General features: G+C 70.4%; 12 protein-coding genes. 11 read left to right on the top strand and 1 reads right to left on the bottom strand.

The features are described from left to right. Positions 1-100: 100 nt before the first annotated feature. The gene (locus ACSRUE_RS15805) at positions 101-1447 is read right to left on the bottom strand and encodes a class I SAM-dependent methyltransferase (protein ID WP_441291720.1); all 1347 of its coding nucleotides are present in this window, start codon (positions 1445-1447) and stop codon (positions 101-103) included. A 393-nt stretch (positions 1448-1840) separates the two neighbouring features. Here ACSRUE_RS15805 and ACSRUE_RS15800 point away from each other — a divergent pair, with 393 nt between their 5' ends. The 11 genes from ACSRUE_RS15800 to msrP all read left to right on the top strand — a co-directional run bounded on the left by ACSRUE_RS15800 (position 1841) and on the right by msrP (position 14614). Further along, positions 1841-2704: an urease accessory protein UreD gene (locus tag ACSRUE_RS15800; RefSeq protein WP_441291719.1), complete on the top strand. Its 864-nt coding sequence runs from the start codon at positions 1841-1843 to the stop codon at positions 2702-2704. A gap of 54 nt (positions 2705-2758) precedes the next feature. Then, a complete protein-coding gene (gene ureA / locus ACSRUE_RS15795; protein WP_441291718.1) occupies positions 2759-3469 on the top strand; it encodes an urease subunit gamma in 711 nt (236 codons plus the stop codon). Next, positions 3466-5181, top strand: coding sequence for an urease subunit alpha (ureC, locus tag ACSRUE_RS15790; protein WP_441291717.1), 1716 nt, complete (start codon positions 3466-3468; stop codon positions 5179-5181). Before ureA ends, ureC begins: the two co-directional genes overlap by 4 nt. Before the next feature lie 133 nt (positions 5182-5314). Continuing rightward, the gene (locus ACSRUE_RS15785; RefSeq protein ID WP_441291716.1) at positions 5315-5977 is read left to right on the top strand and encodes an urease accessory protein UreF; all 663 of its coding nucleotides are present in this window, start codon (positions 5315-5317) and stop codon (positions 5975-5977) included. Positions 5978-5986: 9 nt separating this feature from the next. Beyond that, on the top strand, positions 5987-6829 hold the full coding sequence (ureG, locus tag ACSRUE_RS15780; RefSeq protein WP_437765006.1) for an urease accessory protein UreG: 843 nt from the start codon (positions 5987-5989) through the stop codon (positions 6827-6829). A 330-nt stretch (positions 6830-7159) separates the two neighbouring features. Continuing rightward, a complete protein-coding gene (locus tag ACSRUE_RS15775) occupies positions 7160-8020 on the top strand; it encodes a response regulator (protein WP_441291715.1) in 861 nt (286 codons plus the stop codon). A gap of 148 nt (positions 8021-8168) precedes the next feature. Beyond that, positions 8169-8864 carry a succinate dehydrogenase cytochrome b subunit gene (locus tag ACSRUE_RS15770; protein ID WP_437765004.1) on the top strand — a complete coding sequence of 232 codons (696 nt, stop codon included), beginning with the start codon at positions 8169-8171 and terminating at the stop codon, positions 8862-8864. A gap of 19 nt (positions 8865-8883) precedes the next feature. Then, a complete protein-coding gene (locus ACSRUE_RS15765) occupies positions 8884-10797 on the top strand; it encodes a fumarate reductase/succinate dehydrogenase flavoprotein subunit (protein WP_441291714.1) in 1914 nt (637 codons plus the stop codon). Next, the gene (locus ACSRUE_RS15760) at positions 10797-11570 is read left to right on the top strand and encodes a succinate dehydrogenase/fumarate reductase iron-sulfur subunit (RefSeq protein WP_441291713.1); all 774 of its coding nucleotides are present in this window, start codon (positions 10797-10799) and stop codon (positions 11568-11570) included. The genes ACSRUE_RS15765 and ACSRUE_RS15760 overlap by 1 nt, the downstream gene beginning before the upstream one ends. Before the next feature lie 1239 nt (positions 11571-12809). Then, positions 12810-13520 carry a DUF5995 family protein gene (locus tag ACSRUE_RS15755; RefSeq protein ID WP_441291712.1) on the top strand — a complete coding sequence of 237 codons (711 nt, stop codon included), beginning with the start codon at positions 12810-12812 and terminating at the stop codon, positions 13518-13520. Between the two features lie 47 nt (positions 13521-13567). Beyond that, positions 13568-14614: a protein-methionine-sulfoxide reductase catalytic subunit MsrP gene (gene msrP, locus ACSRUE_RS15750; protein WP_441291711.1), complete on the top strand. Its 1047-nt coding sequence runs from the start codon at positions 13568-13570 to the stop codon at positions 14612-14614. Positions 14615-14616: the final 2 nt, after the last annotated feature.

Below are 14616 nucleotides of genomic sequence, written 5' to 3'. Positions count from 1 at the left end.
ATAGCTGGCCGCGCGTGCTTAACAAGCTCTTCCGCGCAGAGGACGCGCGCCCCACCGGCACCCGTGGGGCGCGTGGGGCGCGCGGGGCGCGCCCGACCGATCAGGACGGCAGCGCCGCCCCCCACGAACTGAGCTGCACGGCCGGGACGATCGGCGCGCGTTCCCGCGGCGAGGGCTCCTCCGTGGCATACAGGGGCTCGCGTGCGAGGGGGTAGTCGCGTGGAGCCCCGTTCGCCAGCACCATCTGGATGGCGCCGAGGTGCCCGCTGCGGAACGCGGCGGCCGCGCACGCGAGATAGAACTCCCACGTCCTCATGAAGGTGCCGTCGAAGCCGGTGACCCGCTCGATCTTCTCCCTGTTCTCCAGGAAGTTACGGCGCCAGCAGCGCGCCGTGAGCGCGGAGTGGCGCCGCAGGTTCTCCGCGTCGAGCACGTCGAGGCCGCGCGCCGAGGCGCGCGTCGCCATCCCCTGGAGCGAAGGAGGCCAGTATCCCGGGAAGATGTGCTTTTGCAGGAATGGGTCGGTCCGCGACGACTCCTGCTCTCTGGTGACGCTCTCGAGCAGGCACACGCCGCCCGGGGCGAGCAGCGCCTTCACCCTGTCATAGAACACCTCGATACGACGCTCGCCGGCATGGCACATCGAGCCCAGGGAGACGAGCCGATCCCACCGCGGCTCGTCCTCGAGCTCGTCGCAGCTCATCACGCGGACCTCGACCGGGAGCCGCCGCGCCGCCGCCTGCTCGCGGATGTACCTCGCCTGGTTCTCGCAGAGGGTGATGCCGAGGCACTGCACCCCGTACGCCTCCGCGGCGTGGAACATGAGGTGCCCCCATCCGCAGCCGAGATCCAGGAGCCGTTGCCCGCGCCGGAGCGCGAGCTTCCGCGCGACGAGGGAGATCTTGTGCGCCTGCGCGTCGTCGAGGGTCTCGCCCGGAGAGCTGAAGTAACCGCAGGACGTCTGGAGGCGCCTGTCCAGGTAAAGAGGGTAAAAGTCGTTGCCTAGCCCATAGTGGCGCTCGACGGCGAGCCTCTCGCGCTTCGCCGCCCCGGAGAGCAGCCCGAGCCGGAGCGCGTCGAGCACGCCCGAGACGCCGCGGTCGAACGACAACGACGCGGGCACGAGGCGCGGCAGGCGCGCCTCCACGGACCGAGCGAGCTGGAACAGCCCGGCGAGCGAGTCCTCGAGATCTCCCTCGAACGTGACCTCGCGCCGGACATAGGCCTCACCGAGGCCGAGCGTGCCCCGGAGCGCCGTCTCGCAGAGCGACCGACGCGTCCTGAACGTCACGGCGAACTCGGGCGCGCCCGCGCCGAAGCGCAGCCGCTCGCCGCCCCAGAAGCGCAGCTCGAACGGGGTCTCGCCGTGGCGCTCCAGCAGGCGCGACGCCGTTTCCTTGAATCGACGAGACCACGGCGGCATTTCGCCCTTCCTGACGATGAACATCGGACCCCCTCCGCGGCCCCCCGGCCGCCCGACGAGCTGACCCGAGCTGCGCTTTCCCGTCAAGCAACATGTCATCCATGCAAACGACATCACAGCGAGTCACGGAACGCCCACAGCGGCCGGCGGACACCCCGGACACGCGCTGTCGTCGGGGACAGGAGGAACGCAGTGGCTGGCTCCCTCATAACACCGTGGTGATGTTCGGGAGAGTCCTGACAGCATGCTCACATGTCCGGGATGTTTCATGTCCAGGCGAAGGAGGGAAATCGGGAAGATGATTCGAATTTCTCCCCACCTCCCTGGTCGTGTTCCTGGTCGCGTGAGGTACCCATCTCCTGTGTGCGCTGCGCCCCCTCGCGGCCGGGGCGCGGTCCGTGGTACGCACGCCGGCCCGTGACCACGCCCAGCGATCCTCCCGCCGCCCAGCGAGACCCGCCGCCGCCCGCGCGGCGCGCAGGGAAGGCCGGCAGCGGTGAGCTCGTGTTCGCGCGAGTCGGAGCGCGCACCGCGCTCGAGAAGGCGCTCGCCAGGAGCCCGCTCAAGCTGCTCGCTCCGAACAACCACGGGCAGGCAGCGTGGGTGTTCGTCGCGAGCTTCGGCGGCGGCCTCGTCGGCGGGGACGAGCTCCACCTCCACGCGCGCGTCGGGCGCGGGGCCGCCGCGCTGCTCAGCACCCAGGCCTCGACCAAGGTCTACCGCTCGCCCCTCGTCAGCCGCCAGCGCCTCGAGGCCGAGGTCCAAGCGGGCGGGCTCCTCGTCGCGATCCCCGATCCGGTCGTCTGCTTCGCGGGCTCGCGGTACGAGCAGGACATCGACGTCGCGCTCGCGGACGACGCGTCGCTCGTGCTCGTCGACGCGCTGTCCTCGGGCCGGAGCGCGCGGGGCGAGCGCTGGGCGTTCGACCGGTACGCGTCGCGCATCCGGGTGAGCCGCGGCGGGCGGGCCGTGCTGCTCGACGCGACGCGGCTCGATCCCGCGCACGGCGCGCTGCCCGAGCGCATGGGGCGCTTCGACGCGCTCGCGACGCTCGTCGCGCTCGGCCCGCGCGCCGCGAGCGCGGCGGAGGCGCTGCTCGCGCCGCGGCCGCCGCCCGAGCGGCGCGCCGAGCTCGTCGCGTCGGCCAGCCCGCTCCGGGGCGGCGGCGCCGTCGTGCGCGTCGCGGGCACGAGCGTCGAGCGCGTGGCCGGCTTCGTCCGCGGCGCGCTCGGCTTCCTCGCGGGTGAGCTCGGTGATGATCCGTTCGCACGAAAGTGGTAGCGTCGCGCCGCGCCGGCAAAGCCGCGGCGTCGCCGCGCCGGAGAGAGGGCGAACATGCACCTTGCGCCTCGTGATCTCGACAAGCTCGTGCTGCACGGCGCGGGCTTCCTCGCCCAGAAGCGCCTCGCGCGCGGGGTCAGGCTCAACTACCCGGAGGCCGTCGCGCTCATCGCGACGCAGATCCTCGAGCTGATCCGCGACGGCCGCAGCGTCGCCGAGCTCATGGACGTCGGCCGGCGCCTGCTCGGGCGCGCGCAGGTGATGGCCGGCGTCCCCGAGATGGTCGCCGAGGTCCAGGTGGAGGGGACCTTCCCCGACGGGACGAAGCTCGTCACCGTCCACCACCCGATCGCGCTCGAGCACGGCGATCTCGCGCTCGCGCTCTACGGCAGCTTCCTCCCCGTGCCCGACGTGTCGCTCTTCCAGCCCGCGGGCCAGGGGGAGGTGACCGCCGGCGAGGTGCTCGTGACGCCCGGCGAGGTGCTCGTGAAGCCCGGCGAGATCGAGCTCTCCCCCGGCCGGCGGCGGCTCTCCCTCCCCGTGAAGAACCTGGGCGACCGGCCGATCCAGGTGGGCAGCCACTACCCGTTCTCGGAGGCGAACCGCGCGCTCGAGTTCGACCGGGCGGCGGCGGCGGGGATGCGGCTCGACATCCCGGCGGGCACCGCGGTCCGCTTCGAGCCGGGCGACGAGAAGACGATCACGCTGGTGCAGGTCGACCCGCACGCGGCGGCGCACGCCGCGCGGGAGGAGCAGCAGGCATGAGCCACAGGATGCAGCGGCGGCACTATGTCGATATCTACGGGCCGACGGTCGGCGACCGGGTGCGGCTCGGCGACACCGGCCTCATCGCCGAGGTCGAGCGGGATCACACGTCCTACGGCGACGAGTGCAAGTTCGGCGGCGGCAAGGTGCTGCGCGATCGCATGGGGCAGATGCCCGGCGCCTCGAACGACGAGGCGCTCGACTGCGTCATCACGAACGCGCTCATCGTCGACTGGACCGGCGTCTACAAGGCCGACATCGGCATCAAGCGCGGCCGCATCGCGGCGATCGGCAAGGCCGGCAACCCGAAGGTGATGGCCGGCGTCACGCCGGGCATGGTCGTCGGCGTGACGACGGAGGTCATCGCCGGCGAAGGCCACATCGTCACGGCCGGGGGCGTCGACGCGCACATCCATTTCATCTGCCCGCAGCAGGGGTACGAGGCGCTCGCGTCGGGCGTCACCACGTTCGTCGGCGGCGGCACGGGCCCGGCGACGGGCACGAACGCGACCACGTGCACCCCGGGCGCCCGCCACATCTCCCTGATGCTGCAGGCGACGGACGTCCTGCCGCTCAACATCGGCCTCACGGGCAAAGGCAACACCTCGTCGCCCGAGGGGCTGCTCGAGCAGGTGCGCGCCGGCGCCGTCGGGCTGAAGCTGCACGAGGACTGGGGGACGACCCCGTCCGCCATCGACTGCTGCCTCAGCTTCGCCGAGCACGAGGACATCCAGGTCACGCTCCACACCGACACGCTGAACGAGTCGGGCTACGTCGACGACTCCATCGCGGCGTTCAAGGGCAGGACGATCCACTCCTACCACTCCGAGGGCGCGGGCGGCGGGCACGCGCCCGACATCCTGCGCATCTGCAGCGAGCCGAACGTCATCCCGAGCTCGACGAACCCGACGCGCCCGTACACCGTCAACACGCTCGACGAGCACCTCGACATGCTCATGGTCTGCCACCACCTCGACCGGAACATCCCGGAGGACGTGGCGTTCGCCGAGAGCCGCATCCGCGGCGAGACCATCGCGGCCGAGGACATCCTGCACGACCTCGGCGCGATCAGCATCATCTCGAGCGACAGCCAGGCGATGGGCCGCGTCGGCGAGGTGATCACGAGGACCTGGCAGACCGCGCACAAGATGCGGGATCAGCGCGGCCGGCTTCCCGAGGAGCAGGGCGACAACGACAACTTCCGGATCCGCCGCTACGTGGCCAAGTACACGATCAACCCGGCCATCGCGCACGGCATGTCCCACGAGATCGGGTCGGTCGAGCCGGGCAAGCTCGCGGACCTCGTGCTGTGGCGGCCCCAGATGTTCGGCGCGCGCCCGGAGCTCGTGATCAAGGGCGGCCTCATCGCCTGGGCGCAGATGGGCGATCCGAACGCGTCGATCCCGACGCCTCAGCCGTACTACATGCGCCCGATGTTCGGCTCGCTTGGCACGGCGGTCGGCGAGACGAGCATCGCGTTCGTGTCGAGCCGCGCCATGGACGAGGGGAGCATCCGCCGGCTCGACCTGAAGAAGCGCCTCTCGGCGGTCCGCCGGTGCCGCCGGATCGGCAAGGCCGACATGCGCCTCAACAGCACGCTCCTGCCGATCACGGTCGATCCCGAGACGTACGAGGTGCGGGCCGGCGGCGAGCTCCTCCGCTGCGATCCCGCGAAGATCCTGCCCCTCGCGCAGAGGTACAGCCTCTTCTGAGGCGGGGAGGCCGCTCCGCGCCCGCGGGTTCACCCGTCTCTCCGCCTGCTTCCGTTGGCTCCCGTCCGCTCCCGTCCGCTTCCGTCCGTTCCCGTCCGTTCCCGTCCGCTTCCGTCCGCTTCCATCCGCGCGCATGAACAGGTGGCTCCTCCTCCAGCTCTCCGACTCCGCGTTCCCGGTCGGAGGGTTCGCGCACTCCGCGGGCCTGGAGGCAGCGGTCCAGCTCGGCGAGGTCGGGCCCGGGAGCGCGCTCTCGTCGTTCGTCGCGAGCGCGCTCTGGCAGGTGGGCCTCGGCGCGCTGCCGCTCGTGCGGGCTGCGCACGAGCGCCCGCTCGACATCGCGGCCGTCGACGACGCCTGCGACGCCTTCCTCGTGAACCACGTCGCGAACCGGGCGAGCCGGACGCAGGGCCGCGCGTTCCTCGCGACGAGCGCGCGCGTGTTCCCCTCCGCCGAGATCCGCCGCCTCGACGCCGCCGTTCGGGCGCGGGAGGCGCTGGGCCACCACGCGCCGGCGTTCGGCGCGGCTTTCGCGGCGCTCGGCGTCCCGCGCGAGGACGCGCAGGCCGTGTACCTGCACGCCTCGCTCCGCGGCGTCGTCTCGGCGGCGGTGCGCCTCGGGCTCATCGGGCCGCTGGAGGCACAGCGACTGCAACTCGAGAGCGCGCCGCTCCTCGACGCGGTGCTCCATGAGTGTGAAGATCACGGCATCGATGAGCTCGCGCAGCCGGCGCCGCTCCTCGATCTCTTCGGGGCCACGCAGGATCGGCTCTACTCGCGTCTCTTTCAATCGTGAGGTGACAGCATGCACGACCCCGGCGAGCACGGGCACGGGCACAACGGCCACGACCACGACCACGACCACGTTCACGACCACGACCACGACCACGTTCACGGGGGTGGCCATCGGCACGCGCATGCGCACGGAGACGGGCACACGCACGAGCACGGGCACACGCACGAGCACTGGGCGCATCCGGGGCTCTTCAGCGAGCGGGATGCGCCGAAGGACCGCGATTTCTCGGCGCGCGCGTTCACGGTGGGGATCGGGGGGCCCGTCGGCAGCGGCAAGACGGCGCTCGTGCTCGCGCTCTGCCGCGCGCTGCGCGACAGGATGCCGCTCGGCGTCGTCACGAACGACATCTTCACCCAGGAGGACGCCGAGTTCCTGCACCGCAACGAGGCGCTGCCGCCGGAGCGCATCCGCGCGGTGGAGACCGGGGGCTGCCCGCACGCGGCGATCCGCGAGGACATCAGCCACAACCTCGTCGCGCTCGACGACCTCATGGATCACGTCGCGCCCGCGCTCCTCATCGTCGAGAGCGGCGGCGACAACCTCGCCGCCCAGTACAGCCGGGAGCTCGTCGACTACACGATCTACGTGATCGACGTCGCCGGCGGCGACAAGGTGCCGCGCAAGGGCGGACCGGGCATCACGCAGTCGGATCTGCTCGTCATCAACAAGACCGATCTCGCTCCGCACGTCGGCGCCGACCTCGGCGTCATGGAGCGGGACGCCCGGAGGATGCGGGGCGACGGGCCGTTCCTGTTCGCCCAGTGCAACCGGAGCCAAGGAGTCCCCGAGATCATTGACCACATCCTCTCCGCCATGCGCCGCGCGACCACCACAGCGCCTCCCGCGAAATAGGCCTCTATCGCGCGCCTCCCGCTGCGAGGAGCGCTGCGAGAAACGCTCACGCTCCACAGGAGTCGGCATACCGGAGCACATCTGCGCCGGGCGCGCGGCGCCGCCCCCTGTTAACGGAGGACTGCGGCAACGCCGCTTCGACTTCCGTTTCGCTGGAATACCGGTTCTATTGGACCTTAGGCGGACTTCGGACGGGTGGTAGAGGGCGGAGAGGGCTCCGCCGGGCGGAGCGACTTCCACCACGACCGCCGCGGTCGCCACGCGATCACGGCAGCGCCGGATGGCGAGGCGGCGCGGCGCACCCGTTGTAGACCAGAGGAGGAGGCATCAGTGAGCCAGGCCCGACCCCATGTGCTGGTGGTAGACGCCGAGAAGAGGGTCCTCGACAGGCTCGCGCTCGAGCTGAACCAGGGCGGCTTCGACGTCACCTGCGCCGAGAGCGGGCTCGCGGCGATCGAGCTCGTCAAGGCGCGCCGCTTCGACCTCGTGGTCGCCGATGTGGGGGCGCTCGGCATCGAGGGCGCCGGGACCGTCGCCGCGCTCAAGGCGCTCGGGCCGGACCTCGAGATCGTCGTCGGCGCCCCCTGCTCGAGCGTGCAGGCCGCCGTGGAGTGCATCGAGCGCGGCGCATACGACATGCTGGAGAAGCCCTACGACGTCGACGACCTGAAGCGGCTGCTCGAGGCGGCGATGCTGCGCACCCACCTCGACGCCGTGGCGGCCGTCCACCAGGCGAGCGCCGCCCTGGTCGCGTCCCTCTCGCGGGACGACTTCCCCGAGCGCGCCGTGGATCTCGCGGCGAAGGTCGTCTATACGACCAGCGCGGCGCTCTCGCTGGCGCTCGATCAGGGGGCCACCCTGTACCAGGCGACCTCCGGCGCCGAGGTGTCGGCGGCGTTCATCGCCCGGCTCGCCCGGCGCATCGAGGGCGCGCTCGCGCCTGTCCGCCTGTCCGCGGACGACGCGCCGGATCTGCTCTGCACCGCGGAGGGCGATCGCTTCGGCGCCGCCATCGTCGCGCCGCTCCGCCTGGGCGAGAGCTCGTTTGGCGGCCTCGTGGTGCTCCGGGACGAGCGCCTGCCGGCGTTCACCAGCCAGGAGGAGCAGGCCATCGGCATCTTCGCGATTGAGCTCGCGCTCGCCTTTTACGGCCACAAGGTACGGCGCTCGCTCGGCCCCTGCGCCGCCTGACGCCCGCGCGCGGGATGTGGATGAGGCGCGCGGCGCGCTCGTCCGCGCCGAGACCGAGATCTGCGGCGAGCGCCCGCAAATTCTTCGGCGATCGAGCTCAAGATTCCCTCTGGCGAACGCGTTCACACCCCACTAAAGGAGGGGAGCGATGAGCCCCACCGCTGCACCATCGACTCTCCCCGCCAGGGCCCAGCGCGCCGCGACCTTCTACCGGGACCTCGTCGGCAAGAAGATCGCGATGGCGCTGAGCGGCGTCATCTTCTTCGGATTCGTGATCGGCCACATGACCGGCAACCTGCAGGTCTTCCTCGGCCGGGAGAAGATCAACGACTATGCCGCCTTCCTCCACGGGACGCCCTCCCTGCTCTGGGGGACGCGGATCGTCCTCCTCGCCGCCCTCATCGTCCACGTCTACACGGGCGTGACGCTCGCGCAGCACAGCCGCGCTGCCCGGCCGGTCCCCTACCAGGTGAAGGGGCAGCGGCACCCGAACGTCGCCGCGCGGACGATGCTGCTGAGCGGCGGCGTCCTCGCCGCCTTCATCGTCTATCACCTGCTCCACCTGACGACGGGCACCCTGCACCCCGACTTCGTGCCGCTCGACGCCTACGACAACGTCGTGAAGGGCTTCAGCTCGGCGCCCGCGGCGATTGCGTACGTCGTGGCGATGGGCCTGCTCGCGCTGCACCTCTACCACGGCGCGTGGAGCATGTTCCAGTCGGTGGGCATCAGCCATCCGCGCTACACGCCGGCGCTCAAGAAGTTCGCGGCCGCGTCGTCGATCCTGCTCTTCGCCGGCTTCTCATCCGTCCCGCTGGCCGTCCTGTTCGGCATCGTCCGCTGAGCCCGGAGCCTCCGTCATCATGCAGCTCAATGCGAAGATCCCCGAAGGTCCCATCGAGAAGAAGTGGGACCAGCACCGCTTCAACCTGAAGCTCGTCAACCCGGCGAACAAGCGGAAGTACACGGTCCTCGTCGTCGGCACCGGCCTCGCCGGGGGCGCGGCGAGCGCGACGCTGGCCGAGCTCGGCTACAACGTGAAGAGCTTCTGTTTCCAGGACTCTCCGCGCCGCGCCCACAGCATCGCCGCGCAGGGCGGCATCAACGCCGCGAAGAACTACCAGAACGACGGCGACAGCATCTACCGCCTCTTCTACGACACCGTGAAGGGCGGCGACTACCGCGCGCGCGAGGCCAACGTGTACCGGCTCGCGCAGATCAGCGTGAACATCATCGACCAGTGCGCCGCGCAGGGCGTGCCGTTCGCGCGCGAGTACGGCGGCGTGCTCGCGAACCGCTCGTTCGGCGGGGCGCAGGTGTCGCGCACGTTCTACGCGCGGGGCCAGACGGGGCAGCAGCTCCTCCTCGGCGCCTACCAGGCCCTCGAGCGGCAGATCGGCCTCGGCAAGGTGAAGATGTACCCGCGCACCGAGATGCTCGACCTCATCGTCATCGACGGCAAGGCGCGCGGCCTCATCACCCGCAACCTGATCACCGGCGCGCTCGAGACGCACCTCGGCGACGCGGTCGTCCTCGCGTCGGGCGGCTACGGCAACGTCTTCTTCCTCTCGACGAACGCGAAGGGGTCGAACACCACGGCCATCTGGCGGGCCCACAAGCGCGGCGCGCTCTTCAGCAACCCCTGCTTCACGCAGATCCACCCGACGTGCATCCCGGTCTCGGGCGACTACCAGTCGAAGCTGACGCTCATGAGCGAGTCGCTCCGCAACGACGGCCGCATCTGGGTGCCCACGAACCCGGGCGACACGCGCCCGCCGGAGGTCATCCCCGAGGGCGAGCGTGACTATTACCTCGAGCGCCGCTATCCGAGCTTCGGCAACCTCGTGCCGCGCGACGTCGCGTCGCGCGCGGCGAAGGCGGTCTGCGACGAGGGCCGCGGCGTTGGGCCGACGCGGCTCGGCGTGTACCTCGACTTCTCGGACGCCATCCGGCGCCTCGGCAAGCCGGCCATCGCCGAGCGCTATGGCAACCTCTTCGACATGTACGAGCGCATCACCGGCGACGACCCGTACAGCGTCCCGATGCGCATCTATCCGGCCATCCACTACACGATGGGCGGGCTCTGGGTCGACTACAACCTGATGAGCACGATCCCCGGCCTGTACGTGCTCGGCGAGGCGAACTTCTCCGACCACGGCGCGAACCGGCTCGGGGCGAGCGCGCTGATGCAGGGCCTGGCGGACGGGTACTTCATCATCCCCTACACCATCGGCGATTACCTCGCGTCGACGAAGCTCGAGCGGGTCGACGACCTGCACCCCGCCGTGAGGGACGCCGAGCGCGACGCGAGCGCCCGGCTGAACAAGCTGCTCGGCGCGAACGGCTCGCGCACGGCCGACTCGTTCCACCGCGAGCTCGGCAAGATCATGTGGGAGCAGTGCGGGATGGCGCGCAACGCGGCCGGGCTCAAGGGCGCGCTCGCGCGGATCCCGGAGCTCCGCGAGCAGTTCCACCGCGACGTCCGCGTCTCGGGGACCGGCACCGGCCTGAACCAGGAGCTCGAGAAGGCCGCGCGCATCGCCGACTTCTTCGAGCTGGCGGAGCTCATGTGTCGTGACGCGCTCGACAGGGAGGAGTCGTGCGGCGGGCACTTCCGCGAGGAGCACCAGACGCCCGAGGGCGAGGCGAAGCGCGACGACGAGCGCTTCTCCTATGTCGCCGCCTGGGCATGGCGAGGCGAAGGTCAGGCCCAGGAGCTCCACAAGGAGCCGCTCCAGTTCAACGAGGTTCACCCCACGCAGCGGAGTTACAAATAATGCGCCTCACCCTCCATGTCTGGCGGCAGAAGGGCAAGTACGAAGCGGGCCGGTTCGTCACGTACGATGTGCCCGACGTCAGCGAGCACATGTCCTTCCTCGAGATGCTCGACGTGCTCAATCAGCGGCTCATCCTCAAGGGTGAGGAGCCAATCGCGTTCGATCACGACTGTCGCGAGGGCATCTGCGGCATGTGCGGCTTCATGATCAACGGCCAGGCGCACGGCCCCCTCCGTGGGACGACGGTGTGTCAGCTGCACATGCGTCACTACAAGGACGGCGACGTGCTGTGGCTCGAGCCGTGGCGGGCCCAGGCGTTCCCGGTGGTAAGCGACCTCGCGGTGGACCGCAGCGCGTTCGACCGGATCATCGCGTCGGGCGGCTTCGTCTCGGTGTCGACGGGCAGCGCGCCGGACGCGAACGCGATCCCGGTGCCGAAGGTGGTCGCCGAGCGCGCCATGGACGCGGCGGCGTGCATCGGCTGCGGCGCCTGTGTCGCATCTTGCCCGAACGCGTCCGCCTCTCTCTTCACCGCGGCGAAGCTCACGCACCTGAACCTCCTGCCGCAGGGCGAGCCGGAGCGCGATCAGCGGAGCCTCAACATGGTCGCCCAGATGCGCGTCGAGGGCTTCGGCCACTGCACGAACGTCGGCGAGTGCGAGGCGGTCTGCCCGAAGGAGATCCCCCTCGACATGATCGCGAAGATGAACCGCGACTACCTGCGCGCGACGCTGATCCACCGCGACGTGCATGCCAAGGGCGGCACCGGCTGAGGCGCCGCACCGCCGGCCTCGCCCAAGGCCGGCGGCGCCTCCCCTCCCTCCCCTCTCCTCGACAGCGAACGCCCTCCTCCCGCACGTCATGAACGGCGGCGCTCCGGCGCCGTCACCCCGCCGTCAAGGCGGGTGCGCCCCGGATTGACCACCGGCTCGCCGCCCCGACGCGCCGCGCCACGGGTGCGCCTGGGGTCCGCGGGGTCAGGCCGGCCCTTCGGCCCCTCACCGCCGGTGCGGCCGGCCCCCGGTGCCTGCAGGCGCGGGCTGCAGCGCCTCGGCACGAGGCTCACCCGAGCAGGGCCCCGCGGCATGACAGGCGAGCCCTGGTGCCGCGGATGCGCCAGCACGATCCCGACGGCCGCCGCGGGTGTGGCACGAGACCGCCATCATCGCGTGTTTTCGTACAATTTTTCACCAAAAACGCAAGATTTCGCGAGCTACCTGTGGAAAACCGGCCAGGAGTTTCCTGATCACCGACTCAGGTACTTCCTAAACGACCTTCACATCGCGAGCTCCAACCGTACAGTCAACGTGGGATAAGCACTCGGCATGTTTCGAGAACATCTCGTCGCGACTCGCGCCCATGCCAGTGGGGGGTTTCCGAGCGTGACGAGCCGTCGCTCCAGTAGCAGCGCAACCGCGAAGATGCCGTGGCGCTCTCCCGCGTCGCAATGAAACGTGTCAGGGTCAACAGGCACTTGTTCGAGGTTACGAGTTGGAATAACCTCGAAATTGTCCTGAACGGGATCAGTCGTCATAAGACAATTGTGGTCACCCCACACCATGTCGTAGACTAGGTCGAACTTAGAGCGCCGCAGCGAGGGGGGGGCATCCCGCGGCGAGCGCGTCAAGGATCGCATCGAGTATCGCTCTTCTGCGGAAGCCGGTTCGAGGGGAGGGCCGGCAGGAGGAGAAGCCAGAGGCAACGGCCGCGGCGACCTTTCTCCCGGCGGGTCAGGAGATCCGCTTTCCACATGGGAACGACGCGCACCGGGACCGCAAACCAGACCGACCGGGGCCGGGCAGATCGCCTGACGGCGCCCTGCTGCACTGTTCGTGCTGCGCGTCGCCGGCGCGCGCCGGGGTCTGCGAGGCTGGTCGGATGCGGGAGTTCGAACATCAGACATGTCTCTTGGACGAGCGAAGAAGTAGGAGGGGAACTTCATGAGGTGCTGCATCGACGGCCTTAATCTGCATCCGACGAGCGTCCACGATGCTGCCGTTGCTCTCGACACCGTGACGGATCGGCTCCTCGCCGCGGGGGATCGGCGAGCGGCCTTCACCGACGTCTACGGTATCGTCACGCGCGCCGTCGCGGCCCAGGTCGGGCGACGCGACGGCATGTTCCTCGAGCCGGCGTGGATCTCGCGGCTCGCGGGCCGGTTCTGCGAGCGGTACCTCGAGACGCTCGGCTGGGACGATCGGGGCGCGGCGCAGGACTGCGGCGCCTGGCACATCGCGTACGCGAGCACGGCGTCGCGGTTCACGCCCCCCGTGCAGAACGCGCTGCTCGGCTTCAGCGCCCACATCAACTACGACCTGATCTTCGGGATCCACGCGACGATCGTCGAGTTCGGGCACGGCGCCGACCGGGCGATGCTCGCGCGGCTCAAGCACGATCACGATCAGGTCAATACGCTGCTCCGCGCCTCGGTCATCGAGGCGCTCGCGCGCCTCACCGCGCGGCACGGCTGCCCCCTCAGCGCGTTCTTCCTGGAGACCGCGCCGGAGGTCGCGGTCTGGGTGTCCATGGAGATGCTCTCGCGGTGGCGCGAGCGGGTCTGGGACGACGTCCTGGCGCTCCTCGCCGCGCGCGGCGGGAGCGAGCGGGCGGCGATCTGCCGCGGGATCGAGCGACGCTCCACGCGCATCGCCCAGATGCTCGCGCTGCCCTCGCTCCACCAGGCGCCGCACACGGCGCTCCGCCTCCTGTCAAGGGCCGCGTGATCGCGGCCGACCGCAACCGGAGCCCCGCCCGATCGTAGAATGGGGGCATGAGCAAGCTGCCCAAGGAACCGCCCGCCGGCGAGATCACCCCTCCAGCGCTCTACCTGCGGCGGCGCGAGCTCCTCAAGAACGCGGCGCTCTTCGCCGGCACCGCGTCGACCATCGGCGGCGGCCTCGTCTGGCTCACGGGCGGCGCGGCGCGCCTCACGGCGGGCGGCGCCCCCGGCGGCGAGGCCACGCCGCTCGGCAGCGCCGCCGCGCCGCTCGGCAGCGTGGCCGCGCCGCCGGCCGCCGGCGCGTCGTCCTCCGGGACGAGCTCGAGAGACCCGTTCGTTACCGACGAAGCGCGGACCTCCTACGAGGACATCATTTCGTACAACAATTTCTACGAGCTCGGCCTGAGCAAGTCGGAGCCGGCCCAGAACGCCGGCCGGCTCAGGCTCCGCCCCTGGGCCATCGCGTGCGAGGGAGAGGTGAAGAAGCCCGAGGTCATCGACCTCGACACCCTCCTCCGATGGTTTCCCCTGGAGGAGCGCGTCTATCGAATGCGCTGCGTCGAAGCGTGGTCGATGGTGATCCCCTGGCTCGGGTTCCCGCTGGGCGCGCTGCTCAGGCGCCTCGAGCCGACCTCTCGCGCCCGGTACGTCCAGTTCACCACGCTGCTCGATCGAGAGCAGCTGCCCGGCCAGCGGAGCGACGTGCTCGAGTGGCCTTACGTCGAGGGGCTCCGGCTCGACGAGGCCATGCACCCTCTCACGATGCTGGCCGTGGGCCTCTACGGCAAATCGCTGCTCGGCCAGAACGGAGCGCCCATTCGCCTGGTGGTGCCGTGGAAGTACGGCTTCAAGGGGTGCAAATCGATCGTCGGCATCAAGCTCACCGAGCGGCAGCCGGCGACGACCTGGAGCCGCGCCGCGCCGGACGAGTACGGGTTCTATGCGAACGTGAACCCCGCGGTGGATCACCCGCGCTGGAGCCAGGCGACGGAGCGGAGGATCGGTGAGCTGCGTCGCCGTCCCACGCTGCCGTTCAACGGCTATGCGGAGGAGGTCGCCGGCCTCTACAGCGGGATGGACCTGCGGGAGAGCTTCTGATG

Source organism: Sorangium sp. KYC3313 (genome assembly GCF_052075895.1).
GTDB lineage: Bacteria > Myxococcota_A > Polyangia > Polyangiales > Polyangiaceae > Sorangium > Sorangium cellulosum_B.
Note: the sequence above shows the minus strand (reverse complement) of the source record. Positions and strands in the feature narration are given on the sequence as shown.

Coding starts and splice junctions, on each gene's coding strand:
- ACSRUE_RS15805 (WP_441291720.1), bottom strand. CDS start 1,447: ATGTTCATCGTCAGGAAGGGCGAAATGCCGCCGTGGTCTCGTCGATTC.
- ureA (WP_441291718.1), top strand. CDS start 2,759: ATGCACCTTGCGCCTCGTGATCTCGACAAGCTCGTGCTGCACGGCGCG.
- ureC (WP_441291717.1), top strand. CDS start 3,466: ATGAGCCACAGGATGCAGCGGCGGCACTATGTCGATATCTACGGGCCG.
- ACSRUE_RS15785 (WP_441291716.1), top strand. CDS start 5,315: ATGAACAGGTGGCTCCTCCTCCAGCTCTCCGACTCCGCGTTCCCGGTC.
- ureG (WP_437765006.1), top strand. CDS start 5,987: ATGCACGACCCCGGCGAGCACGGGCACGGGCACAACGGCCACGACCAC.
- ACSRUE_RS15770 (WP_437765004.1), top strand. CDS start 8,169: ATGAGCCCCACCGCTGCACCATCGACTCTCCCCGCCAGGGCCCAGCGC.
- ACSRUE_RS15765 (WP_441291714.1), top strand. CDS start 8,884: ATGCAGCTCAATGCGAAGATCCCCGAAGGTCCCATCGAGAAGAAGTGG.
- ACSRUE_RS15760 (WP_441291713.1), top strand. CDS start 10,797: ATGCGCCTCACCCTCCATGTCTGGCGGCAGAAGGGCAAGTACGAAGCG.
- msrP (WP_441291711.1), top strand. CDS start 13,568: ATGAGCAAGCTGCCCAAGGAACCGCCCGCCGGCGAGATCACCCCTCCA.